Here is a 25,308-nt window from a genome sequence, read left to right on the forward strand (position 1 = left end):
CTGTGCGCGGGCATGTGGATAGAATGGGTGTTATCCACGGCGCGCCCGTCGCTTGGCGAGGCGGACGAGTTACGCTAGCCGTTCTCCCCATGTTATCCACAGATTCACGCCCAACCAGCCTCTCGCTGGGGATAAAACGCCGATGATGCGGCTCCACCTACATTTGTTGTCGGATTCGACCGGCGAGACGCTGGAGAACATCGCGAAGGCGGCGCTGGCGCAATATGACGACGTCGAGACGGTCCGCCATTTCTGGCCAATGGTGCGAACCGAGGCGCATCTCGAACGCATCCTCCAGGAGATCGCGCAAAACCCGGGGCTGGTGGTGTTCACGCTGGTGAACCCCGCGACGCGGCGGATTCTGGAGCAGCGGTGCCTCGCGCTAGGGCTGCCTGCGGTGGCGCCGCTCGACCCGGTCAACGATGCGCTTTCCGGCTTGCTCGGACAGCAGGCGAAGGCGCGGCCGGGGCGTCAGCATGTCCTCGATGCGGCGTATTTCGCGCGCGTCGACGCCATTCAGTGGACGATCGCACACGACGACGGGATCGCATCGGAAGAATGGGAGGAGGCCGATATCGTCCTGGCGGGCGTGTCGCGTTCGTCGAAGACGCCGACCTCGATCTACCTCGCCAACCGCGGCTACAAGACCGCCAACATCCCGATCGTCGTGGAAAGCCCACCACCCCTGAACCTCTACAAGCTCGCCAACCCGCTGATTGTCGGTCTGACGACCAGTGCGGACCGGCTGATCCAGGTCCGTCGCAACCGCCTGCTGTCGCTCAACCAGCAGCCCGACACGTCCTATGTCGAGGAAGAAGCGGTGATGCGCGAGCTCGCCTTCGCGCGTCGCATGTTCGCCGACAATGGCTGGCCGGTGATCGATGTCACCAGGCGTTCGATCGAGGAAACCGCGGCGGCGATCATCGCGCTGTGCAACCAGCGGCGGAGCGATGCAGTGACGCCGGAGGAAGTATGAGCCTGATCCTCGCCTCGCAAAGCGTCTCGCGTCGCGCGATGCTGACCGCCGCGGGTGTGCCGTTCGAGGCGACCTTTGCTGGCGTCGACGAGGATGCGGCGAAGGCAGCGTTGCGCGACCTGTCCCCGCGCGATCTCGCCGATGCGCTGGCCGAATTGAAGGCGCTCAAGGTTTCGGCGAGAACGCCGGGCTATCTCGTCCTCGGCAGTGACTCGCTGGTAGCACTGGAAGACGGCACTATCCTCGACAAGCCCGTGGACCGAGCCGACGCGGCGGCGCACCTGCGGCTGATGTCCGGCAAACGCCACGACCTCTGGAGCGCCGCGGCCATCGCCGAGAACGGCCAAGCGATCTGGCGCCACGTTGAGCGCGCGAAGATGCACGTCCGTCCGCTGTCCGACGCGTTCATCGAGACGTACCTCGATGCGGAATGGCCCGCGATCTCGGGCTGCGTCGGCTGTTACCGCATCGAAGGCCCCGGCGCGCAGCTGTTCGCCAGGATCGAAGGAAGCCAGTTCACGGTACTCGGCATGCCGCTGCTCAACGTCCTCGACTTTCTCCGCGTCCGCGGGGAGTTGCCGGCCTGACCCGAAACTTCTGATCCTCCCCCGCCAGGGGGAGGTGTCTGGCGCTTGCCAGACGGAGGGGGAGGTAAGGAGTAACTGCTGTTCCGTGTCCTCCCCCTCCGTCACCTTCGGCGCCACCTCCCCCTTGCGGGGGAGGATTGAATGGACCGTCGCACATGGCAATTCACCCGCGCTAGACTAAACCAAGTTCACCCGCGAAGGCGGGTGCCCAGACTGGATCCCCGCCTCCGCGGGGAAACACGGAGCCTCGAATGACCCGTCCCTATGCAGAAGTGATCGGCGATCCGATCGCGCAGTCGAAATCGCCACTGATCCACGGCTTCTGGCTAGACGCGCTCGGGATCGACGCGGAATACCGCCACAAGCTCGTCACCGCCGACACCCTCCCCGCCTATTTCGCCGAACGCAAAGCCGACCCCGCCTGGCGCGGGTGCAATATCACGATGCCGCACAAGCTCGCAGCACTCGACCACGTCTCCGACCCCGGCAACGTCCGCGGGACGATCGGCGCGATCAACACCGTGTTCCGCAATCAGGCGAGCGACTGCATCGGCACCAACACCGACGCCGCCGGATTCTGGGCCCCGATCGACGACCTCGACATCGCCGGCCAGCCCGTCACGGTGATCGGCGCAGGTGGTGCAGCCCGAGCAATCTTGTTCGCACTGTCGCGGATGGGTGTCGGCCCGGTCACCATCCTCAACCGCAATCCGCTGAAGGGCGTGGCGCTGCTGTCGACGTTCGGTCTCAAGGGCCAGGCGCTCCCGATCGGCCCCGCCGCCCCGCCCTCGCGATTGCTCGTCAACGCCAGCGTACTCGGCATGGCCGGCCAGCCTCCCCTCGATATCGATCTCGGTGCGCTCGAACCGGACTCGCTGGTCTACGACATCGTCTACTCCCCGCTCGAAACCGGTCTGCTCAAAACGGCACGCGCGCGCGATCTCGAAACCGTCGACGGCCTGGAAATGCTGATCGGCCAAGCTGCCGTCGCGTTCGAGATATTGTTCCACGTGGAACCACCGCGCGATCGCGATGAAGATCTTCGCGCGTTGCTGATAAAATGATTATCGGCCTCACCGGCTCGATCGGCATGGGCAAATCCGCCGTCGCGGCGATGTTCGCGGACGAAGGCGTGCCCGTGTTCGACGCCGACGCGACCGTGCACCGATTGCAAGGGATCGGCGGCCGGCTGGTCGTCGCGATCGAAGCCGCCTTCCCCGGCTCGACCGCAAATGGCGCGGTCGATCGCGCCAAGCTCGGCGCAGCGGTGTTCGGCGACGACGCTGCGATCAAGCGACTCGAAGCGATCGTCCACCCTGCGGTCGGGGAAGAGCGCGCCGCCTTCCTGGCATGGCATGCCGGCAAGCGAGTAGTGTTCGACGTGCCGCTCCTCTTCGAAACCGGCGGCGATCGCAACGTCGACCTGATCGTCGTCGTCTCCGCTGCCCCCGACGTCCAGCGCGCTCGCGTCCTCGCCCGCCCCGGCATGACCGCGGAGAAGTTCGCCGCGATCCTTGCCCGCCAGACCCCCGACGCCGAGAAACGCGCCCGCGCTGATCACGTCATCCACACCGACACCAGCTTCGACGCAACACGCGCGCAAGTCCGGGCGGTGCTTGCATCCTTGGAAATCTGAGCCGATACCATCGGGATGCGTGAAGTCGTCTTCGATACCGAAACCACCGGCCTCAGTTTTTCCGGCGGCGACCGCATGGTCGAAATCGGCTGCGTCGAGATGCTCAACCGGGTCGAGACCGGCCGCACCTTCCACGCTTATTACCACCCCGAGCGGGACATGCCGGTCGAGGCATTCAACGTCCACGGGCTGAGCGCGCAGTTCCTCTCCGACAAGCCGAAGTTCGCGGACGCGGTCGAGGACCTGCTCGAATTCGTCGGCGACGCGCCGATGATCGCGCACAATGCCGGCTTCGACTTCTCGTTCCTCAACGGCGAACTGACCAAGTGCGGGCGCCAGATCGTCCACATGAAGCGGATGGTCGACACGCTGCAGATCGCGCGCAGCCGTCACCCCGGCGCCAAGCATTCGCTCGACGCACTCTGCTCGCGGTTCGGCATCGATCGCAGCCACCGCGTCCTGCACGGCGCGCTGCTCGACGCGCAGTTGCTCGCGCAGGTCTATGTCGAGCTGATGGGCGGCCGCCAGATCGGCCTCGGCCTGCTCGGCGATACCGGCAGCACCGCCGCGACTCCGATCGTCGCACAGGCGCCTCGGGTCGTTCGCCCTGCCCGCGTTTTCGCGGTGAGCGAGGGAGACCTTGCGGCCCATGCTGCGTTTATGAAGGGGATCAAGGATCCGATTTGGGGGGCCGTGGCGTCCGGATGACGCTGGCAGGGTGGAGCCAATAGGACCGCCCGAGACTGTAACGCCGACAAGGAGACGATAATGGATATCCGGATTTCTGGTCATCAGGTTGACACTGGCGAAGCACTCAACAGCCACGTGGAAGACCGACTCCAGGGTATCGCCGACAAGTATTTCTCGCGCGCCATCTCGGCCGAGGTCACGTTCGGCAAGGGGCCGCACGACGCCGGCTTCAAATGTGACATCGTCGCGCATGTGATGAAGGGCCTCGTGATCAAGGGCCACGGCGACGCCTATGACGCCCGCGCCGCCTTTGATGGTGCCGCCGCCAAGATCGAAACCCAGCTCCGCCGCTACATGCGCCGCCTGAAGGATCGCCACGCCGGCGAAGCGGTCGCGATCGCCGAGAGCAACGGCTACGATAATGCCGGCTATACGCTGTTCCAGGAGAGCGTCGAGGAGGACGATGTCGCGGACGCACCGCTGATCATCGCCGAAACGCGCGTCGATATCCCCGAGGCCAGCGTGTCCGACGCAGTGATGATGCTCGATCTGCGCAACACTGCGGCGTTGCTGTTCATGAATGCGGGCACCGGCGCGCACAACATGGTGTACAAGCGCGGCGACGGCACGATCGGCTGGGTCGAGCCACAGCGCGCGGCGGCCTCCCCTCCCCAGTAAAGAAGGGTCCATAAAGGCGCGGGTCTCAAGGCCGCGCCTTTACGCCTCCGCGCAACCCGCTAAGGCGGACGCGCGCGGGGGTGCTTGAGACATTGAACACCATGACCGATTTCAGCGATTTGCTGCGTCCCGACGCAGTGCAGACGGGCGTCATCGCCACCAACAAGAAGGCGGTGTTCCAGCATCTCGCCACGACCGCGTCGGAGATACTCGACGCCGACCCCAAAATGATCGCCGACCGGCTGGCAGCGCGCGAAAAGCTCGGCTCGACCGGGTTCGGTGGCGGCGTCGCGATTCCGCATGCCAAGCTCGAAGGGCTTTCGCAGGTCACCGGTGTCTTCGCCAGGCTGGCGCAACCCGTGGATTTCCAGGCGGTCGACGATCTCCCCGTCGATCTCGTCTTCATGCTGCTGTCCCCCACCGACGCCGGCGCGGTCCATTTGAAGGCGCTCGCCCGCGTCTCGCGACGGCTGCGCGACAAGGCGTTCCTGGAGAAACTGCGCGGCGGCGGATCACCCGATGCGGTCTACGCGCTGTTCACCGCCGACGAGGTCCGCGATGCCGCGTGACCCCCACCCCGTGTCCGTCCCCGCCCAAGCCGGCTCCGTCATCCTGACGAAAGTCAGGATCCAGAGCCGCAAAGGGCTTCCATCGGTTACTCTGGATCCTGACTTTCGTCAGGATGACGGAGCCGGCTTGGGCGGGCGGCTTTTGCATGTCTGACAACCCGAACACAGCCGGCGCAGGCGCCCATTTCCGCGCGCTGGAATCGCTCTACGCGCAGGCGCCGATCAACCGCTTCTTCGACTCCTCACTGGAAATCCCCGAAGCCGGCGTCGCACGCATCCATTTCACGATTGACGAGCGCCACTACCACGCAGGCGGCGCAGCGCACGGCACGAGCTACTTCAAGATGCTCGACGATGCCGCCTTCTACGCCTGCAACAGCCTGGTCACCGACCGTTTCCTGCTCACCACCGCGTTCAACCTGCTCCTAACACGCCCGTTGAAGATCGGCCCGGTAATCGCCGAAGGCCGATGGATCAGCGGCAAGCGACGTGTCTTCGTCGCGGATGCGCGCCTGATCGATGCCGACGGCGAAGAGGCGGCAAGAGGCACCGGCACGTTCATGCGCTCGCGGATCGCGCTCGCCGGTCTTCCCGGATACCGCAGCGCAGCATGAGCGGCCGTCTCCCCAGCGGAATCCTCGTCAGCGCGCTGCTGCGGCGCGTCAACGACGCCGGCGGCTTTGGCGCGGTGATGGCGAAAGGCGACCCGCAAGGCGGCGCGATCCTGGTCATAGCGATCGACAAGGGCGCCCCTCCCCGCCTGCTGGAACGCGGCATCGGACCCGACGGACAGACCGCGCTGATCGACTCGACTCCGGCCGAAAACCTTGACGGCTATTGGCAACGCAGGCGCGCAAGCGACCCGGATCTATGGGTAATCGAGGTGGACATCGCAGCGGCGGAACGCTTCGCCGCTGAAACGATCCTCGACGATTGACTCGAAAGCCCCCCCAATAGAGGGGGATTGCAACATTGATTGGCGTTGTGCTGGGACGGGTGCGATCCGGATCAGTTACGCAGTCGGGGGGATACCCGGACGATCGGTTCGTACGATTGGTTCCGCGGTCCAACCGCATCTGAACAAGTTTGAATGACGATTCTTCAGCGGGCTGCAACGATCGCAGTCATGACATTTTCTCTTGCGGGCCTGCTTGGCAACAGCGCACCGGGTCATGCTACGGGCATCGACCGTCCAGCGGTCAACCTCACTGCTCTCGCAAATCTAAACGTCCTCTCCCCGCAGAATGTTCCGCCGATCGCTCCAGCCACAACCCCAGTTGCACCCGTTGAGCAGAATAGCGTCGAGCCTGCCGTCGACACCGCGAAGTCCGAAGCCGAAGAATTCGATACGCTCGCCCAGGCCGTTGCCGCGCAGGATAGCGCCGCCGCCAGCGACGCGCTTCAGTGCCTCGCCGGTGCGATCTATTTCGAATCGAAGGGCGAGCCGCTGACCGGCCAGCTCGCGGTCGCCGAAGTCATCATCAATCGCGCCAAGTCGGGTCGTTTCCCCGCCGACGTCTGCGGCGTCGTCAAGCAGCGCGGCCAGTTCAGCTTCGTTCGTGGCGGTGAGATCCCGTCCATCAACGCCGGCACCGCCTATCGTACCGCGATCGCGGTCGCCAAGGTCGCGCTCGCCAGCGCGTGGAACAGCCCCGCCGACAAGGCACTGTATTTCAACACGCCGGATCGTCGTCCGTCGGTCCGCGCGGTGAAGGTCGCCTCGATCGGCAACCACGTCTTCTACCGCTGAGATTGAACAGACGTTTCAGGCCAACTTCTACCTACCCTACCCTACCCTCCTCGTCCGTCTTCGCGCTCCCCTTCCCGTTCGCCCTGAGCGAAGTCGAAGGGCGTGTTCCAGGCTAAGGTCCTTCGACTTAGCGCAGCGCGAACGGAAATGAGGACGGCGATTTGGCCAGTCGCTTCCCCCGACCACGATCACAATCCGTGAATGAGCTTGCCTCGTTCGTGGATTGTTCTATTTCGGGGCATGCTCGATATGCCGCCGGACTCCTGCATCGACAAACCTGGATCCCCCCAGGATTCAACGCTGTGCGCCGCCGATGTCGCGCGCGGCGTGATTCGGATGTTGCTGCGCCACGACCTCACCGCCATGACCGAAGTCCCGCTCGACGGCGGCCGCCGCGCCGACCTGATGGCAGTCGACGCGCGTGGCCAGATCGTGATCGTCGAGATCAAGGTGTCGCGCGCCGACCTGCTCGGCGACGGCAAATGGCCGGATTATCTCGGGCATTGCGACCGGTATTTCTGGGCAGTGCCGGCAGGCTTCGACGTCGGGCCGCTGCACGGCCCTGCGTTCCTGCCCGAGCGCACCGGGATCATCGTCGCGGACCGCTACGACGCGGCGATCGTCCGCGAGGCGCATACCACCCCCCTGCCCGCGCATATCCGCAAGCGGGGTACGCTCGCATTTGCACGGCGCGCTGCGCGGCGGCTGATCGCGCAGATGGACCCGGATGCGGACGGGTTGGCGTTTTAGGAGCTTGGCGTCTCCCCTCCCTGGAAGGGAGGGGCTGGGGGTGGGTCGGTTTCCGCATCGTGTAGCGGTTGCGTCACAAGCTAGCCGACCCACCCCCGACCCCTCCCTTCCAGGGAGGGGGGCGCGTCGTGGTTTTGGCGGCGTTGGCCGCCACCATTCAGGTTCAGAACTTCGGGCCCGACACGGCCTTGCGCACCTTTTTCGGCGCGTCTTCCAACAGCTTGCTTACGATCGGGTTGCGTCCGTCCTGCTTGGCATAGGCGCGCGCGGACATGCCGGCGATGATATCCGCCTGGTCGGGATCTGCGCCCTCGGTCAGCAAAACCCGGATCATCGCCACGTCGCGCCGCTGCACCGCCCGGATCAGCGGAGTCTCGCCCGCCGAATTGGCCAGGTTCGGATTCGCCCCCGCCGCGGTCAGGATCGGGATCATCCCCGTCTGTCCCAGCGTCACGGCCAGCAGCAGCGGCGTATTGCCCTTGCCGTCGCGCAGATTGGCGTCGGCGCCCTTCTGTAGCAGGAAGCGCAGATACACCTCGTCGCTGCGTTTGATGACGATGTGGAGCGCGCCCTCCCCGCTCGTCACGTCGCGCGTGTTGATGATGTTGCTGCCGGGCCTGCCAAGCATCTCGAGCACATCGTTGTTCTTCGCGTCGCGCACCGCGGACAGGAACTTGTACCCCTCCGACTGGCCTTGCGCGAACGCGGGTGCCGTGGTGACGGTCAGAGCCGGCATGACGAGTGTGGCGGCGAGCATCAGGCGAATACGCATCGAGAGACTTCCTTGGTTCGTCCTGGATATGGGCAACGCTTGCGCCGCAGTAGCGAACAGATCAAGGCTGGCGGCACCATGACCCGACGTTTCATCCTTTGCGCGCTCGCCCTGCCCGGCTTGGCCCTGTCGGCGTGCACCGCCTCCGCCCCTCCGGCCAAGCCTCCGCTCGAAGGCGCTCGGATCGGCGGCGCCTTCACGCTGACGGACCAGAACGCGCAGACCATCACCGAGCGTGCCTTTGCCGGCAAATACCGGATCATGTATTTCGGCTACACCTTCTGTCCCGATGTGTGTCCGACGGATGTCCAGGCCATCGGCGCCGCGGTGAAAAAGCTCGAATCGAGCGACCCGGCGCTTGCCGCAAAGGTCGTCCCCGTATTCGTGACCGTCGACCCGGCGCGCGATACGCCCGCGGTACTCAAGCAGTTCGTCTCGGCGTTCCACCCGCGCATGGTCGGCCTCACCGGCACCGACGACCAGATCGCCAAGATCAAGACCGAATACGCGGTGTATTCCAGCAAGGGCGACGCCTCCCCAGGCGGCGGCTACCTCGTAAACCACTCGCGCCAGGCCTATCTGATGAGCCCGGACGGCAAGCCCCTCGCTTTGCTGCCGCAGGAACAAGGGCCCGACGCAGTGGTGACGGAAATCAAGCGCTGGGCCCGGTGAGCGCGCGCTTCTGGGAAGATACGCCGATCGACCAGCTCGACCGCGGCCAGTGGGAAGCCTTGTGCGACGGGTGCGGCAAATGCTGCATCCACAAGCTCGAGGACGAGGATACCGGCGAGCTCGTGCCGACCAACGTGTCGTGCCGGTTGCTCGACCGGCGCAGCGGGCAATGTTCGGATTACCGCCACCGCCACGCCTATGTCCCCGAATGCGTGCGGCTGACGACCGGCAACGTCCGCGGGATCGACTGGCTGCCGTCGACCTGCGCCTACCGCCTGCGCGCGGCCGGCGAGCAACTGCCCGAATGGCACTACCTCGTCTGCGGCGACCGCGAGGCGGTCCACCGCGCCAAGCAGTCGGTGCGCGGCTGGACGATCAGCGAGGACGAGGCCGGCGAGCTCGAATACCATGTGATCGAGCGGGAACTCTGACGCGGTGATCGCCCGATGATAGAAGGCCTGGAGATCGTCCGTCACCCCCGCGCCCGTCGCGCGCGCCTGTCGATCGATCCCGCAAGTGGCCGGGCGCGTCTCGTCCTGCCAAAACGTGCGGCGTTGAAGCAGGCGCTGGCCTGGGCCGAGGACAAGGCCGGCTGGATCGCCGAACAGCGCGCGTTGCTCCCCCAGCCCCGCCCGTTCGTGCCCGGTGCGGTTCTCACCGTCGCCGACGAGCCGCTGACGATCGACTGGACACCCGGTAGCCGTAGAACCGTGGTTCGCGAGGGTTCGGTCCTGTCGCTATCAGGCCCCCCCGAAACCATCGCACGCCGCGTCGAAGTATGGCTCAAGCGTACCGCGCTCGCCGTGCTGGAGACCGAAACCGCCGAATACGCCGCCAAGGCCAAGGTAACCGTCGCCCAGGTCGCGGTCGGCGATGCGAAGGGCCGCTGGGGCAGTTGCGCGTCGAGCGGTGTCATCCGCTACAGCTGGCGGCTGATCCTCGCACCAAGCTGGGTCCGCCGCGCCACCGTCGCGCATGAGGTCGCGCACCGCGTCCATATGAACCACGCGCCCGTCTTCCACGCGCTCGTCAAGCAGCTCTACGGCGAAGACCCGACGCCCGCGCGCGTTTGGCTACGCACGCACGGCGCCGAACTTCACTGGTTCGGGCGGTCATCCTGAGAGCGATCCTGACGCGTCCCGTCACGCGTTAGCGGCTGGCGTCCTGCCGGCTGCTCCTGACGCGGCTGGTCTCGGCCCGTGACCCGATTGATCCAGTCCTGATTGAGCTGTTGCGGCGGTGCAGCCGGAGCAGCAGGCGCCGGCTCGGGCTGATCCGCATCGGGCCGCGGGATCGTGTCGCCGGTCTGCGCATCGGTCGGCACCGGCGGTTGGCCCTGCTCGATCGGATTGCCGTCCGCGTCGACCGCCATCTGGCCGTTGTCGGGCTGGCCGAAATAGCTCTGCTCGTCGGGCTCCAGCTGCCATTCGGGCAACGTTACCTGCGTGTCGAACTGCTCGATCGGCCGGTTCGCGGTCGCGGGCTTCATGAACGCCGCCCACGCCTTGGCGGGCGCGGTGCCGCCGTGCAGGCCGGCGATCGGCTTGGCGTCGTCGCGACCCATCCATACGCCGGTGGTGATCCCGCTGGAGAAGCCCAGGAACCAGCCGTCCTTCGACGCGGTGGTCGTGCCGGTCTTGCCCGCGACCGGGCGGCCGATCTGCGCGGCACGACCGGTACCGGTGTTGACCGCGGTCTGCAGCAGGTCGGTCATCTCGGCAGCGACATAGGGCGCGACGAGCACGTGGCTGCGATCGACCTCGTGCGTGTAGATCGTCTGACCGTTCGCGGTGACGCGCGTGATCCCGTACGGCGTCACCGCGACACCCTTGTTGGCGACGCTGGCGAACGCGCGCGTCATGTCAATCACGCGGACTTCGGACGTGCCCAGCACCATCGACGGATGGACGTTGACCGGCGTGGTGATGCCGAACCGCCGTGCCATGTCGGCGACCGTGTTGAAGCCGACCTCCTGGCCGAGCTTCGCGGCGACGGTGTTGAGCGAATAGGCGAACGCGGTGCGCAACGACACGGCACCGGAATTATGCCGCGAATCGTTGCGCGGGCTCCAGCCCTGGATCGTCACGGGTTCGTCGACGATCGAATCGTCTGGCTTGTGACCGGCTTCCAGCGCGGCGAGATACACGAACAGCTTGAACGCCGAGCCCGGCTGGCGGACCGCCTGCGTCGCGCGGTTGTAGATTGACGACACGTAATCCTTGCCGCCGACCATCGCGCGCACTTCGCCGCCACGATCGAGCGCGACCAGCGCGCCCTGCGCACCGGGGGGTGCATTGGCGCGGATCGCGTCGTCCGCCTGGCGCTGCATCGTCAGGTCGAGCGTCGTCCACACTTCGAGCGGCTCGGTGGTCTCGTCGATCAGCGTATCGAGCTGAGGCAACGCCCAGTCGGTGAAATAGCGAACGCTGTTCTGCTTGGGCTCGGGCGCGAGTTTCAGCCCGCTGACATTGGCATCGGCAGCCTGCTCGGCGGTGATCGCGCCGGTCTCGCGCATCGTCTCCAGCACGACGCCCGCACGGCCGACCGCTGCCTCCGCGTCGGCGGTCGGCGAGTAATTCGACGGCGCCTTGACGAGGCCGGCGATCACCGCCGCTTCGGCGAGGCTCAGATGATCTGCGCCATGACCGAAGAATTTCCGCGACGCCGCGTCGATCCCGTACGCGCCGCCGCCGTAATAGACCTTGTTCAGATAGAGTTCGAGGATCTGGTCCTTGCTGAACTTCCATTCGAGCGCGAACGCGAGGATGCCCTCGCGGAATTTGCGGCCGAACTTCTTCTGATTGTTGAGGAAAACCGTGCGCGCGAGCTGCTGCGTGATCGTCGAGCCGCCTTGCGTCCAGTGGCCGCGGTCGAACCGCACCTTCACCGACCGCGCGACGCCTACCGGATCGATCCCGATATGCGACCGGAAACGACGATCCTCGACCGAGACGGTCGCGTCGCGCATGACCTGCGGGATCTGCGAATAGGGCAGCCATTCGCCGAAGCTCGGCCCCATCGACACGATTACCGTGCCGTCGGCGGCATGGACGCGGATCATCTGGCCGTTGGGCGACGACTTCAGGCTGTCGAAGCTCGGCAGTTGCGACATCGCGACGTAGACCGCGATCGCCAGCGCACCGAGCGCGAGCAGCCCGATTCCGATGCAGACCTTCAGGAAGACGACCAGCCGCCGACGCCAGCGAGACGCCGGGGTAGACGGGGGCCGACGGGACGGTGAAGCAGAACGCGTACTGGCCATGTGACCGCGAGAATTACGCGTTCCGCCCGCGCCCTACAAGCGCGATCAGGCCGCGACGTTCGCTTTGCGCGGCCGGAATTCCAGCGACAGCGAGTTCATGCAATAGCGCTGGCCGGTCGGCGGCGGGCCGTCGGGAAAAACATGGCCCATATGGCTGTCGCAGCGGGCGCACCGTGTCTCGACGCGGGTCATGCCGTGGCTGCGATCGGTGTGGTCGGTGACCGCATCGGGGCCGATCGGCTGCGTGAAGCTCGGCCAGCCCGATCCGGAATCATATTTGTCCGCGCTGTCGAACAGCTCGTTGCTGCACGCCGCGCACCGATAGATGCCATCGGCCTTGTTGTCGTTGAGCGCACCGGCGAAGGCACGCTCGGTGCCTGCTTCGCGCAGCACGTGATATTGCTCGGGGGTGAGGCGCTGGCGCCACTCGGATTCGGAAAGGTTCAGCTGGTCCATGGGTTTGAATCTCGTGCTGGCGGGACGGATTTCAAGGTGGCCCGACACCGAACGCTAAGTGTGCCCTATTCTGGTTGCATTCGCGATCACCTGGATCAAGGCGGGGCGCAGCAACGGCAGCAGCCACGCCGAACGCGTACTTTCGGCGACCTGGCGGACGATGCCGGCGATGCCGATCGGGCGGGCGAGGCGGCGCGCGAAATCTTCCTGCCAATGCGCGGCAGTGTCGGGGCCACCTCGGACATAGGCGATGGCCGCGGCGACGCCACTGGCGAGCGCAATGCCCATGCCCTCGCCCGCCAGCGACGGGATGACGCCGGCCTGATCGCCGAGTCGGAAAATCGCGTCCACCCCCTGACGTTGCCGCCAGCCATAGGGGACGTTGGCGATCGCATCGATCGTCGCGGTGCCGTCGACCAGCGCGACCCATTCGCCGAGCGCCGGCATCTCGCGGCCGAGCGCGTCGAGCAGTTGCGCGGGCGATCCCGCCGCCTGGAGTCGCGAGCGATGGACCGCGAGGCACAGGTTCGCGGTGCCGTCCTCCTGCATCGCCAGCCCCGCATAGCCGCGATCGAACAGATGCAGCTCGATGCCCCCGTCGAGCGACCGGCGCAACGCGGGAGACGGGGCGATTCGCACGCGCAGCCCAAGCGTCGGATCTTCGCCGCGCGCCTCTTCGGGGCGTGCCATCCCGCGAACGTCGTGCTTGCCGCTGGCGAGGAACAGCGCGTCGGGGGCGAAGGTCGCGCCATCCGCGGTGCGGACCGTCGTGCCGTCGATCTCGCGCACCGTGACGCCGCGTTCGACCGGCGTGCCGAGCCGCACGGCTTCGGCCAGCAGCACCGTATCGAGCCGCCGGCGTGTCACCGATACCGCGGGATGCGGCAGCGCGGCCTCCGCACGCCGCGCGCCGGCGTAGATCCGCGCCCGCGTCACCCGCGCCGGGTTGAGCGCATCGGGATCGATCCCGAGCCCGGCCAGCGTCTCAAGCGTCCGCCAGCTGAGGAACCCGCCGCAAATCGCGTCACCCGTCTCGCGCGACCGCTCGACGAGCAGGTGCGGCAAGCCCGCGCGCGCGAGCCGGATCGCGGTCGCGGCGCCGGCGAGCCCGCCGCCGACGATCAGCGCAGGCGTTCGACGCATAACCGGAACGGAAAGACGCGACGGACCCTCGCTTGGGATATCCCGGCCTCGGCGAGGATCGGTGGCCATTCGTCGGGGCGATAGCTGCGCGCGATCGACAGCGTGCCGTCATGCCGGACGATCCGGTGCCAGCGCGCGAGCGTGGCGAGGATCGGGAACCCCCAGTGCGCGAACCCGTGGCGGTGGAGATCGTTGACGAACCACCCCGCGCTCGCATGCGCCTCCATGAAGCGCAGGAACGCGACCAGCTGGTCGTGCGTCATGTGATGCGCGACGAGGCTGCTGACGATCACGTCCCAGGGTTCGTCGGCGAGATCCGCATAGTCGCCCGTGACATAGCGGATATCGCCGCCGATAGCGGTGGCATGCGCGCGCGCCGCCTGTTCGCTGCGCGGGTTGAGATCGACGCCGACAAGGTCCGCCTCGATCCCTTTCGCCTTGGCCCAGCGCGCGATCCGCCGCAGCATGTCGCCATCGCCAAACCCAACATCGAGCACGCGGACGCGCTTGCGCCCCCTGGTCGCGCGGTCGAGGAAATCGAGCGTCGGTCGCCGCGCCATCGTCACGCTGTTCACGGTGGCGAGATCGCCGACCACGTCCGCATAGGTTGCCGCGTCGAGATCGTCCGCGTCCATCAGCTCCTCGGCCTGGCTGCGCGTGGCGAGGCTCATGCCGCGCTCCGGAATCCGAAGCCCTCCGCAGCAAGGCCCGGACCGAACGCCAGCGCGACGCCGTGCCTGATCGGCGGCCCGGCCAGCAGGCGCTCGAACACGAACATCAACGTCGCCGATGACATGTTGCCATTCTGCGCCAGCACCTGGCGCGATGCGTCGAGCGCGTCGGGCTTGAGCTGCATCGCATGCTCGACCGCGTCGAGGATCGAGCGTCCGCCGGCGTGTACCGCCCAGCCGTCGATCGACTCGGGCGGGTGGCCGTCGCTGACGATCGTCCGGAACGCGGTATCCGCCAGCGCCGTGGCGATTCGCGCGGGCACCTCGCCCGACAAATGCATCGCGAATCCTGCGTCAGTGACGTCCCAGCGGATCAGCGTCTCGGTATCGGGCAGCGCGGCGGCGAACGGCGTGCCGAGCTCGATCCCGGTCGCGTCCGCGGTCACCAGCGCAGCCGCAGCGCCGTCGCCGAACTGCAGCATCGCCAGCAACGGTTCGATATCGGTGGCGGGCTGGAGATGCAGCGTCGAGAGCTCGACCGTCACGACCAGCACGCGTGCGTGACGTTCGGAGCGGACGATGTGGCGCGCGTTGCGCAATGCGACGACCGCCGCGTAGCAGCCCATGAAACCGATCAGCAGTCGCTCGACGCTCGGCGATAGCCCCAGTCGGCGCGCGATGATCTGGTCGATCCCGGGCGCGACGAAGCCGGTGCAGCTCGCCACCACCAGATGCGTGATTCCCTCGACCGCGATTTTGGCGCGCAACGCGTCGATCGCGCGGATCGCCAGATCAGGCGCATGTTTGGCGTACAGCGTCATCCGCGCCGCAGTCCCGGGATGCGGTTCGGTCGCATAGAAGCCCGCAGCATCGACCGGCGATCCGCCGTCGGCGGTCGGTGGCAACACCGACCAGCGATGCGCGATCCCCGACCGCGACGCCATCCGATCGAACACCCGCGTCGCGCGCGCCTCGGTCCGCGCACGCGCCCAGGCGATGAAGGCGTCATGGATATCGTGATCGGGCACCGCGGTGCCGACGGCGTTCAGGAAGGCAGCGGTGCAGGCGGGGGAAGAAGCAGGCATGTCAGCGGGCACGACGTCCTTTGGTCCGTGCGGGATGGCACGCGATTCGATCACTATACGCACAGCGAGCGATTATAGACGTCGCCGTCGCGGATAATCCGCATGGTCCCACACGGATATCGCTGAATGATATCATGAAATGATATCGCCAACCGCGTCCTTCGACGTCGCACGAGCCGGCGGTGTTGCGCCTCAGCGCGGGCGATCGGTCTCGGCGGGGGCATCGATCGCGTCGGGCGTCAGGCCATATTTCTCGGCCATCAGCGTCATCGCCCATTCGACATAGGCGGCGATCGCATGATCCTCCGCGGCGTCGAGCGCCCGGCAGGCATCCTGTAACTGCGCATATACTCTGAACGCGTTCATGATCGAACTTCCACTATCAGGCGCCATGCCATGACGAACGCCAAGGCACGCCCCGATAGCCGAAAACCGGCAAGTCTGCCAGAACCGTATAATATACGCGATTCGCAGCGTAGTTTCGAAATGGTACGATTAAAACCAAAACAAAACCAATATGGTTATAGTGTCTTGGAACTACAGATTGATCCGAAATGAAGTAGAAACAGAGCTATTTTTGTACGTATTTCTCACATGGTTACCTATTTTCAAAGGATTAGGTTGAAAAACCGCGAGGGAAGGAGACAATGTCGTCAGTTCGATCTGTCATGCCGCGGTGGTTCCGCATTGCGAACAGGGCGGATCGGCCGATGATGTCTCATCCTTGGTGAACGACGGGAGTCTTTGAGTGAAGAACGAGTCGGTGGTCGAGCTAATCAAGGATCTCACGGCCAAGCTGTCCGCCGTGGCGGAGGAATTCAACGGGCGCGTCGCGCATGCCGCCGAAGAGGCGCCCGTTGGCGAGGAAAACGACGAAGCCGCGCTGGTCGATTATGCCGAGACGGTGCTCGAGCAACGGCGCATGCGGCGTCAGTTCCTCCCGGGCGAACTGTTTCACGAACCGGCCTGGGATATGCTGCTCGCGCTGTTCGTCTCGCGCGACGCCCGCCTGCCGATGAACATCAAGGCGCTGGTCAGCATGTCGGACGCGCCGGTGACGACGTCGCAGCGCTGGATCGAACATCTCCACAAGCTCAAGCTGATCGATCGCGTCATCGATCCGACCGATCGCCGACGCGTCGAGATTTCGCTCAGCCATACCGGCGACCAAGCGATGAAAGCCTATCTGCGCGCGCTCAAGCACCAGTGAACCGCCATTAGCCGAGCTTCGTGAAGGCACCGGACTTTCGCGCGCACGTGTATCGATGACCAGAGCAGGCACGCCCGTCAGGCGCGATCTAAAGCTGCGTCTGACGCCCGAATCATGATCGTATACTTGCTACGATCGCTATCGCTGAGCAACGATACAACCAGAAGACAGTTAACGGTCCATTTTAGTGTAAATTTGCGACGAACAAGTCACCATTTTCGTTGGAAACACACGAAAAATATCGCCGCTGTTTGTCGTTTTGATTTAGTAGGTTTTAGTTAAGCGATACGACGCAATTTTGTTCCCTAACAAAGGTCAGGGGGACAAATTGGTTCGGCAAAATCAAGCATTTGCAATGAGGGCAGGGTACCGATCGGTCTCCGTCACTGCGTTGCGTGCGTTGATCGCCGGAGCAGCGGGCCTGCTCGCGCCAGCGCCCGCCTGGAGCCAGGCCACTGCTCCGACGCCTGCCGGTACGCCGATCGTCAACACCGCGGCGCTGGGGTTCGACCTGAACGGCGCGACCCAGTCGACCGTCTCCAACACCGTGACGATCATCGTCGCCGAACGGCTCGACGTGAGCCTGGTCCGCACCGGGCAGGGTGCCGTCGTCGTCACGCCGCAGCCCAAGGCGGTGCCGTTCACGCTGACCAATCGCGACAATGGCAATGAATCCTTCGCGATCGCCGCCACCGTGTCGGCCGGCGTCTTCGGCGTCCAGGCGCTGGTGATCGATGCGAATGGCGACGGGCTCTACGATCCGGCCAAGGATCTGCCGCCCGCCGATGGCAGGACTCCGGTCCTGTCGCCCGGCCAGTCGATCCAATTGCTGGCGATCCTGGTTCGGACCGATTCTTCGGGTGGCGCCGCGACCGCGACGCTGACCGTCACCGCGCAATCGACCACCGGATCGGGCCAGCCGGGCAGCACCTATGCCGGGCTGGGCGACGGTGGCGGCGATGCGGTCGTCGGCCCGACCGGAGCGATCGCCAGCGTCGTCGTGCCGATCACGACCGGCATCGCCGGCCCGTCGTTGTTCAAGAGCCAGTCGGTGCTCGCCGCCGACGGATCGCAGAACGCGGTGCGCGATGCGGTCATCACCTACACGCTCGAGGCGCGGTTCACCGATGCGGTCACCGGCGCGCGGATCGTCGATCCGATCCCCCAGGGCACCGTGTTCGTTCCCGGCAGCCTCACGCTCGACGGCACGCCGCTGACCGATGCCGGCGACGGCGATGCGGGTGCCTTCGATCGCAACGCATCGGCTCCCGGCGCGGCTGGCGGCGGCATCGCCGTCGCACTCGGTCAAGTCGCCGCCGCCGCCGTCCACACCGTTCAATTCAAAACCAAGATCCAATGAGGAGTCCAAGCATGATCACGCGTCCCATGATTGCCGCCGTCCTGATGGCGACCACCGCTTCCGTTTCCGCTGCTGCGGGCCCGCTGCAGGTGACGAGCAGCATCCTCGTCGAGAGCCGCAGCGCGGCCGCCGATGGCACCACGCGGATCACCTTGGTCAAGCCGGGCAAGGTGACGCCGGGCGACAAGGTCATCTTCGTCCTCGCCTATCGCAACACCGGCAAACAGCCGCTGGCCAACGTCGTGCTGGCCAACCCGTTGCCGGCGGCGATCTCCTATCGATCCGCAAATCCCGGTTCGCCTGCACCCGACGTGTCGGTCGACGGCACGACGTACGGCGCGCTCGACGCGCTCCGCGTCCGCAGCCTCGACGGCAGCACGCGCGCGGCGAGCCCCAACGATGTCACCAGCGTCCGGTGGCGCATTGCGAACCCGATACCGGCCGGTTCGCAAGGCCAATTCGCGTTCCAGGCCGTCCTCAAATGATCTCCCCCCACCACCAAGCCTGACTAAACACACATAAGGAAAATCAAGACATGTTCGCAAAAGGGGTACTACGCACGCTGTTGGCCGGTACGGCCGCCATCGTGTCCGCCGGCACGATGGCCGGCACCGCCAACGCACAGGCACCGGGGCCCGCCGGCACCGCCGCCGGTACGACCGTCACCAACACCGCGCAGGCGAGCTACACCGTCAACGGCGTCCAGCAGAACGCGACGTCGAACGCGGTAAGCTTCGTGGTCGATCGCAAGGTCAACCTGACCGTGATCGCCAACCAGCCGAACAACACGCAGGTCGCAATCGGCCAGACCGCTGCGGTGACGACGTTCAAGGTCACCAACAACACCAACGGCACGCAGGACTTCCTGCTGTCGTCGAGCCAGACGCCGATCCAGGGGCTATTCAACGGCGACAATTTCGACGTGACCAACATCCACATCTACGTCGATTCGAACGGCAACGGCACCTATGACGCCGGGACCGATACCGCGACCTACATCAACGAACTCGGCGCCGATCAGTCGGCGGTCGTCTTCATCGTCGCCGACATCCCCAACAACCAGGCCAACGTCCTCGCCGGCATCACGCTGATCGCCCAGGTCGCGGCTGGTGGTGATACGGCTGCGCAAGGCTTGCCGCTGGCGCCGAGCGTCGCCCCGAACGACGATAACGTCGTCGACGTGGTCTTCGCCGACAACGACTCGGACGGCCTCGGTCCCGATATCATCTATAACGGACAGGGCCGTGCGGCGCTCGGCTACGAGATCACCACGCGCAACGTCGCCTTGAGCGTCGCCAAGTCGCAGCTGGTGCTGACCGATCCAGTCAACCTCGCCATCGCACCAAAGGCGATCCCGGGCGCGGTCGTGCAATATTGCCTGGTCGTCAACAACAGCACGGTGGGGACGCCGGCGTCGAACGTCACGCTGACCGACGTCATCCCGCCCAACACCACCTATGTCGCCAACTCGATGTCGATCGGCGCGATCGCGCTCGGCGGCACGTGCCTGCTGACGGGTATCCTCGACGGTGTTTCGCTGGCCGACGACGGAACGGTGACCGTGCCGCTGGTCAACTACACCGGCTCGTTCAACGCGACCACGAAGACGGTGAACGCGCGAATCCCGGTCTTGCTGGGCGGGACCTCGGTCGCGGCGACCTTCCGCGTGACGATCAACTAAACCCACCTCGCATCCGAAAGGACCGACCGATCCCGGCGCGTGGCGACGCGTGCCGGGAAAGGATCCCTTATGTCCAGCTCCCGTCGCCTCTCGCGCCTTGGCGCCCTCATTCCGATGCTGTTGCTCGGGCCCGCCATCGGCGCGGCACCGGCGATGGCGCAGACGATTCGTGTCCAGAATACCGCAACGCTGTCGTTCGACGACGCGGGTAGCGACTCCGGCACACGGGCCGTTCCGTCCAACACGGTCGCGCTCGACGTGAACCGTGCCAAGCGTCCGACGACGCTCTCATTCCGTCTGGCTCCGATCAATTACGCCTTCACCGGCGCGACGTGTCAGACCGTCCCGACCTATCTGTTTACGCCTGCACCGATCGATGCGCCGACCTTTGCGGCGGCGCCCAACGTCGCGGCGCTCGACGTCAAGGAAGACATGATCCTGGTGCTCGACAACCAGGCGGGCAATCACGATCCGGCGGTCCGTGAGACGGCGGTGATCACCGCAAATATTGGCGAAACCAACGTTCCGCTGACGCTGGTCGAAACCGCCGCCAACAGCGGCATCTTCGCCGGCGGCGTTCCCTCGACCGAGACGGGCCGATATCCCAATCTCGAACCGTGCGAAGTGCGTACGCGCGGCACACCGATCACGCTCAGCTTCGCCGAAGACGAGTTCAGCTACGCCTCGACCGCGTCGATCCTGATCGATCCGGCGGGCTACACCTTCGATTCGCGCACCGGCGCATTGGTCGACGGCACCACCGTGTCGCTGGTCGACGAGGCCGGCCAGCCAGCCACCGTCTTCGGCGACGACGGTGTCAGCCGCTACCCTTCGACGATGATGACTGGTGCGACCGTCACCGACGCCAGCGGGCGCGTCTATCCCGGCGAAACCGGCCGCTATCGGTTCCCCCTGACGACGCCGGGCCGCTATGCTTTGAAGGTGGTCCCGCCGGGTGATTATGTCGCCCCGTCGACCGCCGACCGTGCTGCGCTGGCCGCGCTCAAGGATCCGGACGGCGCACCGTTCATCCTCAAGGATGCAAGCTTCGGGGGCGTGTTCACGCTGGCCAGGCCTGAGCCCTTTTCGGCGGATATTCCGCTCGATGGCCCCGGCCCCGGCAAGCTGCTGCTGACCAAGATCGCGTCGGTGCGCGAGGCGTCGCCGGGCGATTTCGTCCAGTATCTGCTGCGCATCACCAATCGCGATTCGGTCCCTGCGCGCGGACTCCACGTCGCCGATACGTTGCCGAGGGGGCTGCGCTACGAGCGCAATTCCGCGCGCGGCGGTGACGAGCCGACCGTGTCGAGCGATGGCCGCAACCTCGATTTCGCGATCCCGCTGCTGGCTGCCGGCGCCTCGACCGAACTGAAATACGTCGTCAGCATCGCGCCTGGCGCACCCGCCGGCGAGGCGCTCAACCGCGCGCGTGTCGCCGGGCAGGGCGACGTCTCCAGCAACGAGGCTGCCGCATCGGTGCGGCTGCGTCCGCTGCTGTTCACCGACGCGATGACGATCATCGGCCGCGTGACCGAGGGGAATTGCGGCGATCCGGTCGACAAGCGCAAGGGCGTGCCCGGAATCCGCCTGCTGATGGAGGACGGCACGTTCGTCTCCACCGATCGCGACGGGCTCTACCATTTCGAGGGCGTCCGCGCCGGTCGTCACGTCGTCCAGATCGATACGTCGAGCATCCCCGTCACGCATGCGCCGGTCGCCTGCGACATCGACACGCGCCAGGCGAACAGCCCGATCTCGCGCTTCGTCGAGGGCGACGGCGGTCTGCTCAAGCGCGTCGATTTCCAGCTGAAGCCGACCGGCAAGGCCGCCGCTGTCGACGCCGCGCTTCCCGTAACCATCCTCGACGACGCCACCGCCGCCGGCAGCCGCGACTGGCTGGCCGGTGGACAGACGGCGGGCATCGACTGGCTGTTCCCGCTCGCCGACCACAATCCGCGCGCGCCGATCGTCCGTGCGGTCGTCAAGCACATGCCCGGTCAGCGGGTGGCGCTGACGATCAACGGCAAGCAGGTCGAAGCGCTCGCGTTCGACGGCACCGATCAGCGTGACGGCACCGACATCGCGGTCTCGCGCTGGACGGGTATCCCGTTGATCGACGGCGACAATCGTCTTCAGGCACGCGTGCTGGCCGCCGACGGCAGCGTCGTGAAGACGCTCGACCGCCTGGTGCACTATTCCGGCGCAGGCGTGCGCGCGGTGTTCGACGCCGCCAGCAGCCGTCTCGTCGCCGATGGCCTGACCCGTCCGCTGATCGCGGTCCGCGTCACCGACAAGACCGGCCGTCCGGTTCGCGCCGGAACGCTGGTGCCGTTCACCGTCGACCAGCCCTACACCGCCGCAGTCGAGGCCGAACTCGAACAGGGTCGTCAGCTTGCTGGCCGCGAGCGGTCCGCCACCACCGCGCTGGTGGTCGGCGACGACGGGCTCGCCTTCATCACGCTCCAGCCAACCACGCAGGCGGGTGCCGTCCACGTCGTCGTCTCGCTGACCCAGGACAAGGTCGTCCATGCCAATGAGGTTCGCGCCTGGCTCGCCGCCTCCGCCAAGCAATGGGTCGTGGTCGGTTTCGGCGCGGGCTCGCTCGGCTACGACATGCTCAGCAAGCGCCAGTCCGGCCTCCCGCGGTCGCAGCGCGGCAGCGTGGTCACCGACGGCCAGCTCGCGTTCTACGCCAAGGGTCGCGTCAAGGGCTCGTGGCTGGCGACGATCGCCTATGACAGCGACCGCAAATACGATCCCGATCGCGGCCTGCTCGGCACGATCGATCCCGATCGCTATTACACTGTCTATGGCGACGGCTCGCGCCAGGGCTATGACGCGGCCACCAAGCGCAAGCTGTACCTGCGGCTCGAGCGTCGCGAATTCTACGCGCTGTTCGGCGATTTCGAAACCGGCTTCACCGACACGCAGCTGACCCGCTACAACCGCACGCTCAACGGCGTGAAGGCCGCCTATGAGGGCAAGCGGATCCGCGCGACCGGGTTCGCCGCCAACACCGACACGCTGTATTCCCGCGACGAGATCCAGGGCAACGGCCTGAGTGGTCCATATCGGCTCTCGGGGCGCGATATCGTGCCGAACAGCGACAAGCTGCGGATCGAGACCCGCGACCGGTTCCGCTCCGAGCTGATCATCGCGACCACCCAGCTGACGCGGCACATCGATTACGACATCGACACATCGATGGGCACGGTGCGCTTCCGCCAGCCGATCCTCAGCCGTGACAGCAACCTCAACCCGGTCTTCATCGTCGCGGATTACGAGGTCGAGGGCGGCAAATCGTCGAAGCTCGCCGCCGCCGCGCGCGTCGCGACCAAGCTGGCGAACGGCCGGGTCGAGATCGGTGCCGCGGTCATCCGCGACGAGACCGTCGGCAAGGCCACCGTGCTCGGCGCCGATATCAAGGCACACGTCACCGCCAATACCGAACTGCGCGGCGAGATCGCCAAGGGCGGTCGCGGCGGGCTGGGCCAGGGCCTCGCCTATCTGGCCGAGGTCGATCACCACGGCACCAAGCTTGATCTGCTCGCCTATGCCCGTCAGCAGGATACCGCGTTCGGCGTCGGCCAGCAGAACCTCGTCGAGGCGGGTACGCGCAAGTTCGGGCTCGACGGCCGGCTGCGGCTGACCGATCGACTGAGCGTGACCGGGGTCGCCTGGTATCAGCAGCAGCTGAGCACCCCCGGCACGCGTGCCGCCGGCGAGGCCCGTATCGAATATCGCCGCGACACCGGCACGATCTTCGTCGGCGGCCAGTTCGCGTCGGACCGCGGCAGGGACGGCAAGGACCGCGACAGCCGTCTGCTGACGGTCGGCGGCACGCAGGCGCTGTTCGGCGACAAGCTCACGGTCACCGGCCAGACGCAGTTCGCGCCTGGCGGCGACAGCGACAGCGTCGACTTCCCGGTCCGCCACCAGATCCAGCTGGCCTACCGGATCAAGCCCGGCATCCGTCTGATCGGTGGCTACGAGATCGCCAACGGCGACGGCTATGTCGCGCACACCAAGCAGTTCGGCGTCGACGTCGCGCCCTGGACCGGCGCCAAGCTGATGAGCACGCTCAACCAGCAGGCGATCGGTGAGAACGGCGCGCGGACCTATGCGCAATACGGCCTCAGCCAGTCGGTGCCGCTCGGCAAGCACTGGACCATCGACGGGACGCTCGACGCCAGCAACACGCTCAAGGGCAAGATCCCCGAAGGCGCAGTCGTCAACGCGTTCCAGCCGGTCACCTCGGGCGGCTATGTCGGCCAGGACCAGACCAACGGCGATTACGCGGCGGCAACGTTCGGGGCGACCTACCGTCAGGCCCGCTGGTCGGTGAACGGACGGCTCGAATATCGCAACGCCGACAGCGGCGATCGCTGGGGCATCACCACCAACTTCCTCCGCACGCTGGGGCAGGGCAAGACGCTCGCGTCGAGCATCAAGGCCTACACGATCAAGGACCGGACCGGCGCGGCCGCGACCTATGCCACCGCCGATCTGGCGCTCGCGCTGCGGCCGCTCGACAGCCGCTGGTCGGTGCTCGAACGGCTCGAACTGCGGCACGAGAGCGCGGATGCGGGGTTCAGCGACTCGAATGCGCTCGGCGTCCCCGCCTATGGCGCAGGCGATCAGGTCACCTCGCGGATCATCAACAACCTCGCGGTCAACTATCGGACCGGTCCGGAAGGGCTCGGCCACGGCACCGAGGCGACGGTCTATTACGGCGCGAAATACGTCGCCGGGCGCTTCGCCGACGATACCTATGACGGGTATATCGACGTCACCGGGTTCGAGTTGCGCCAGGATATCGGCACCCGGTTCGATATCGGCGTCAGCGGATCGGTGCAGCACGCGTGGTCGCGCGGCGCCTGGTCGTGGAGCGGCGGGCCATCGGTCGGCGTATCGCCCGCACGCAACACGTGGATCAGCGCCGGTTACAACGTGTCGGGCTACCGCGACCGCGATTTCGAGGACGACCGCTACACGCGGCAGGGGCCGTACGTGACGATGCGGCTGAAGTTCGACCAGGCGACGATCGGCGGCGCGACGCGCGCGCTGTTCGGTGGTCGCCGATAATCACAGGGAGAGAAATCTATGCCGATGTCGATGCCGATGCCGATGCCGAGTCCGACGATAATGCCGCCGCGGGACTTCACCGATCACGGTCCCTGCGTGGAAGAGCTGGCGCGCGAGTTCGCAAAGCAGGACGCGGCGACCAGCGAGGCGCTGATCGAGACGCTGGCGACGCAGGCGATCCGGCAATGGCGGCTCGACGACGCGACCTTCTGGCAGCGGGTGAAGTTCCAGGCGCGGATGATCCGGGCGAGGCAGGGGGCGGGGAGACACTGAGC

The 25,308-nt window shown here is 66.2% G+C and carries 27 protein-coding genes; 20 read left to right on the plus strand and 7 right to left on the minus strand.

The features are described from left to right. Positions 1-142 precede the first annotated feature (142 nt). The 11 genes from C8J43_RS03950 (at position 143) to C8J43_RS04000 (ending at position 7,636) form a co-directional block, all read left to right on the plus strand. The gene (locus C8J43_RS03950; protein ID WP_132897343.1) at positions 143-976 is read left to right on the plus strand and encodes a pyruvate, water dikinase regulatory protein; all 834 of its coding nucleotides are present in this window, start codon (positions 143-145) and stop codon (positions 974-976) included. Beyond that, positions 973-1,563, plus strand: a complete 591-nt coding sequence (locus tag C8J43_RS03955) for a nucleoside triphosphate pyrophosphatase (RefSeq protein WP_133029784.1) — start codon at positions 973-975, stop codon at positions 1,561-1,563. Before C8J43_RS03950 ends, C8J43_RS03955 begins: the two co-directional genes overlap by 4 nt. 251 nt (positions 1,564-1,814) lie before the next feature. Beyond that, entirely contained in the window at positions 1,815-2,627 is an 813-nt protein-coding gene (locus C8J43_RS03960; RefSeq protein WP_133029785.1) for a shikimate dehydrogenase, read from the plus strand. Continuing rightward, positions 2,624-3,199, plus strand: a complete 576-nt coding sequence (gene coaE / locus C8J43_RS03965) for a dephospho-CoA kinase (RefSeq protein ID WP_133029786.1) — start codon at positions 2,624-2,626, stop codon at positions 3,197-3,199. Before C8J43_RS03960 ends, coaE begins: the two co-directional genes overlap by 4 nt. Positions 3,200-3,214: 15 nt before the next feature. Next, positions 3,215-3,907, plus strand: a complete 693-nt coding sequence (gene dnaQ / locus C8J43_RS03970) for a DNA polymerase III subunit epsilon (protein WP_133029787.1) — start codon at positions 3,215-3,217, stop codon at positions 3,905-3,907. Between the two features lie 60 nt (positions 3,908-3,967). Then, positions 3,968-4,567: a ribosome-associated translation inhibitor RaiA gene (raiA, locus tag C8J43_RS03975; RefSeq protein ID WP_133029788.1), complete on the plus strand. Its 600-nt coding sequence runs from the start codon at positions 3,968-3,970 to the stop codon at positions 4,565-4,567. Between the two features lie 101 nt (positions 4,568-4,668). Then, the gene (locus C8J43_RS03980) at positions 4,669-5,136 is read left to right on the plus strand and encodes a PTS sugar transporter subunit IIA (protein WP_133029789.1); all 468 of its coding nucleotides are present in this window, start codon (positions 4,669-4,671) and stop codon (positions 5,134-5,136) included. Between the two features lie 146 nt (positions 5,137-5,282). Then, on the plus strand, positions 5,283-5,750 hold the full coding sequence (locus C8J43_RS03985) for a PaaI family thioesterase (protein WP_133029790.1): 468 nt from the start codon (positions 5,283-5,285) through the stop codon (positions 5,748-5,750). Further along, the gene (locus tag C8J43_RS03990) at positions 5,747-6,073 is read left to right on the plus strand and encodes a DUF1491 family protein (RefSeq protein WP_133029791.1); all 327 of its coding nucleotides are present in this window, start codon (positions 5,747-5,749) and stop codon (positions 6,071-6,073) included. Before C8J43_RS03985 ends, C8J43_RS03990 begins: the two co-directional genes overlap by 4 nt. Before the next feature lie 189 nt (positions 6,074-6,262). Further along, positions 6,263-6,886, plus strand: coding sequence for a cell wall hydrolase (locus tag C8J43_RS03995; RefSeq protein ID WP_243645393.1), 624 nt, complete (start codon positions 6,263-6,265; stop codon positions 6,884-6,886). A 240-nt stretch (positions 6,887-7,126) separates the two neighbouring features. Then, positions 7,127-7,636 (plus strand): MmcB family DNA repair protein, encoded by a 510-nt coding sequence (locus C8J43_RS04000; RefSeq protein WP_121886531.1) that lies wholly within the window; start codon positions 7,127-7,129, stop codon positions 7,634-7,636. 163 nt (positions 7,637-7,799) lie between these two features. Here the strand turns inward: C8J43_RS04000 and C8J43_RS04005 are convergent, their stop codons facing one another. Further along, entirely contained in the window at positions 7,800-8,408 is a 609-nt protein-coding gene (locus C8J43_RS04005) for an ankyrin repeat domain-containing protein (protein WP_207893316.1), read from the minus strand. A gap of 78 nt (positions 8,409-8,486) precedes the next feature. Between C8J43_RS04005 and C8J43_RS04010 the strand changes: the two genes are divergently transcribed. From C8J43_RS04010 to C8J43_RS04020, 3 genes are read left to right on the plus strand one after another with little or no spacing between them, the layout of a single operon-like run. Further along, positions 8,487-9,080 (plus strand): SCO family protein, encoded by a 594-nt coding sequence (locus tag C8J43_RS04010; protein ID WP_133030035.1) that lies wholly within the window; start codon positions 8,487-8,489, stop codon positions 9,078-9,080. Continuing rightward, complete coding sequence (locus C8J43_RS04015) at positions 9,068-9,511, plus strand: YcgN family cysteine cluster protein (protein WP_165899549.1); 444 nt, start codon at positions 9,068-9,070, stop codon at positions 9,509-9,511. The genes C8J43_RS04010 and C8J43_RS04015 overlap by 13 nt, the downstream gene beginning before the upstream one ends. 15 nt (positions 9,512-9,526) lie before the next feature. Beyond that, the gene (locus C8J43_RS04020) at positions 9,527-10,201 is read left to right on the plus strand and encodes a YgjP-like metallopeptidase domain-containing protein (protein ID WP_133029793.1); all 675 of its coding nucleotides are present in this window, start codon (positions 9,527-9,529) and stop codon (positions 10,199-10,201) included. On the opposite strand, the gene C8J43_RS04025 is transcribed toward C8J43_RS04020, so the two are convergent. The 6 genes from C8J43_RS04025 to C8J43_RS21775 form a co-directional block, all read right to left on the minus strand. Further along, entirely contained in the window at positions 10,177-12,342 is a 2,166-nt protein-coding gene (locus C8J43_RS04025; protein WP_133029794.1) for a PBP1A family penicillin-binding protein, read from the minus strand. The genes C8J43_RS04020 and C8J43_RS04025 overlap by 25 nt on opposite strands. Before the next feature lie 45 nt (positions 12,343-12,387). Continuing rightward, positions 12,388-12,798, minus strand: coding sequence for a peptide-methionine (R)-S-oxide reductase MsrB (gene msrB, locus C8J43_RS04030; protein WP_056053779.1), 411 nt, complete (start codon positions 12,796-12,798; stop codon positions 12,388-12,390). A gap of 54 nt (positions 12,799-12,852) precedes the next feature. Further along, a complete protein-coding gene (locus C8J43_RS04035) occupies positions 12,853-13,941 on the minus strand; it encodes an FAD-dependent monooxygenase (protein WP_133029795.1) in 1,089 nt (362 codons plus the stop codon). Continuing rightward, positions 13,920-14,612, minus strand: a complete 693-nt coding sequence (locus C8J43_RS04040; RefSeq protein ID WP_133029796.1) for a methyltransferase domain-containing protein — start codon at positions 14,610-14,612, stop codon at positions 13,920-13,922. The genes C8J43_RS04035 and C8J43_RS04040 overlap by 22 nt, the downstream gene beginning before the upstream one ends. Then, entirely contained in the window at positions 14,609-15,697 is a 1,089-nt protein-coding gene (locus C8J43_RS04045) for a type III polyketide synthase (protein WP_133030036.1), read from the minus strand. Before C8J43_RS04045 ends, C8J43_RS04040 begins: the two co-directional genes overlap by 4 nt. 192 nt (positions 15,698-15,889) lie before the next feature. Continuing rightward, a complete protein-coding gene (locus C8J43_RS21775; RefSeq protein WP_165899540.1) occupies positions 15,890-16,063 on the minus strand; it encodes a hypothetical protein in 174 nt (57 codons plus the stop codon). A 382-nt stretch (positions 16,064-16,445) separates the two neighbouring features. Between C8J43_RS21775 and C8J43_RS04050 the strand changes: the two genes are divergently transcribed. The 6 genes from C8J43_RS04050 (at position 16,446) to C8J43_RS04075 (ending at position 25,306) form a co-directional block, all read left to right on the plus strand. Then, positions 16,446-16,907 (plus strand): hypothetical protein, encoded by a 462-nt coding sequence (locus tag C8J43_RS04050; protein WP_056053772.1) that lies wholly within the window; start codon positions 16,446-16,448, stop codon positions 16,905-16,907. Positions 16,908-17,262: 355 nt separating this feature from the next. After that, the gene (locus tag C8J43_RS04055; RefSeq protein WP_133029797.1) at positions 17,263-18,267 is read left to right on the plus strand and encodes a hypothetical protein; all 1,005 of its coding nucleotides are present in this window, start codon (positions 17,263-17,265) and stop codon (positions 18,265-18,267) included. Between the two features lie 11 nt (positions 18,268-18,278). Beyond that, positions 18,279-18,752: a DUF11 domain-containing protein gene (locus tag C8J43_RS04060; protein WP_121886456.1), complete on the plus strand. Its 474-nt coding sequence runs from the start codon at positions 18,279-18,281 to the stop codon at positions 18,750-18,752. 50 nt (positions 18,753-18,802) lie between these two features. Next, positions 18,803-19,948 carry a DUF11 domain-containing protein gene (locus tag C8J43_RS04065; RefSeq protein ID WP_133029798.1) on the plus strand — a complete coding sequence of 382 codons (1,146 nt, stop codon included), beginning with the start codon at positions 18,803-18,805 and terminating at the stop codon, positions 19,946-19,948. 69 nt (positions 19,949-20,017) lie between these two features. Continuing rightward, on the plus strand, positions 20,018-25,033 hold the full coding sequence (locus C8J43_RS04070) for a DUF11 domain-containing protein (protein WP_243645394.1): 5,016 nt from the start codon (positions 20,018-20,020) through the stop codon (positions 25,031-25,033). Between the two features lie 18 nt (positions 25,034-25,051). Continuing rightward, complete coding sequence (locus tag C8J43_RS04075) at positions 25,052-25,306, plus strand: hypothetical protein (protein WP_133029799.1); 255 nt, start codon at positions 25,052-25,054, stop codon at positions 25,304-25,306. Positions 25,307-25,308: the final 2 nt, after the last annotated feature.

The organism is Sphingomonas sp. PP-CE-1G-424 (assembly GCF_004341085.1).
In the GTDB taxonomy this organism is placed as follows: domain Bacteria; phylum Pseudomonadota; class Alphaproteobacteria; order Sphingomonadales; family Sphingomonadaceae; genus Sphingomonas.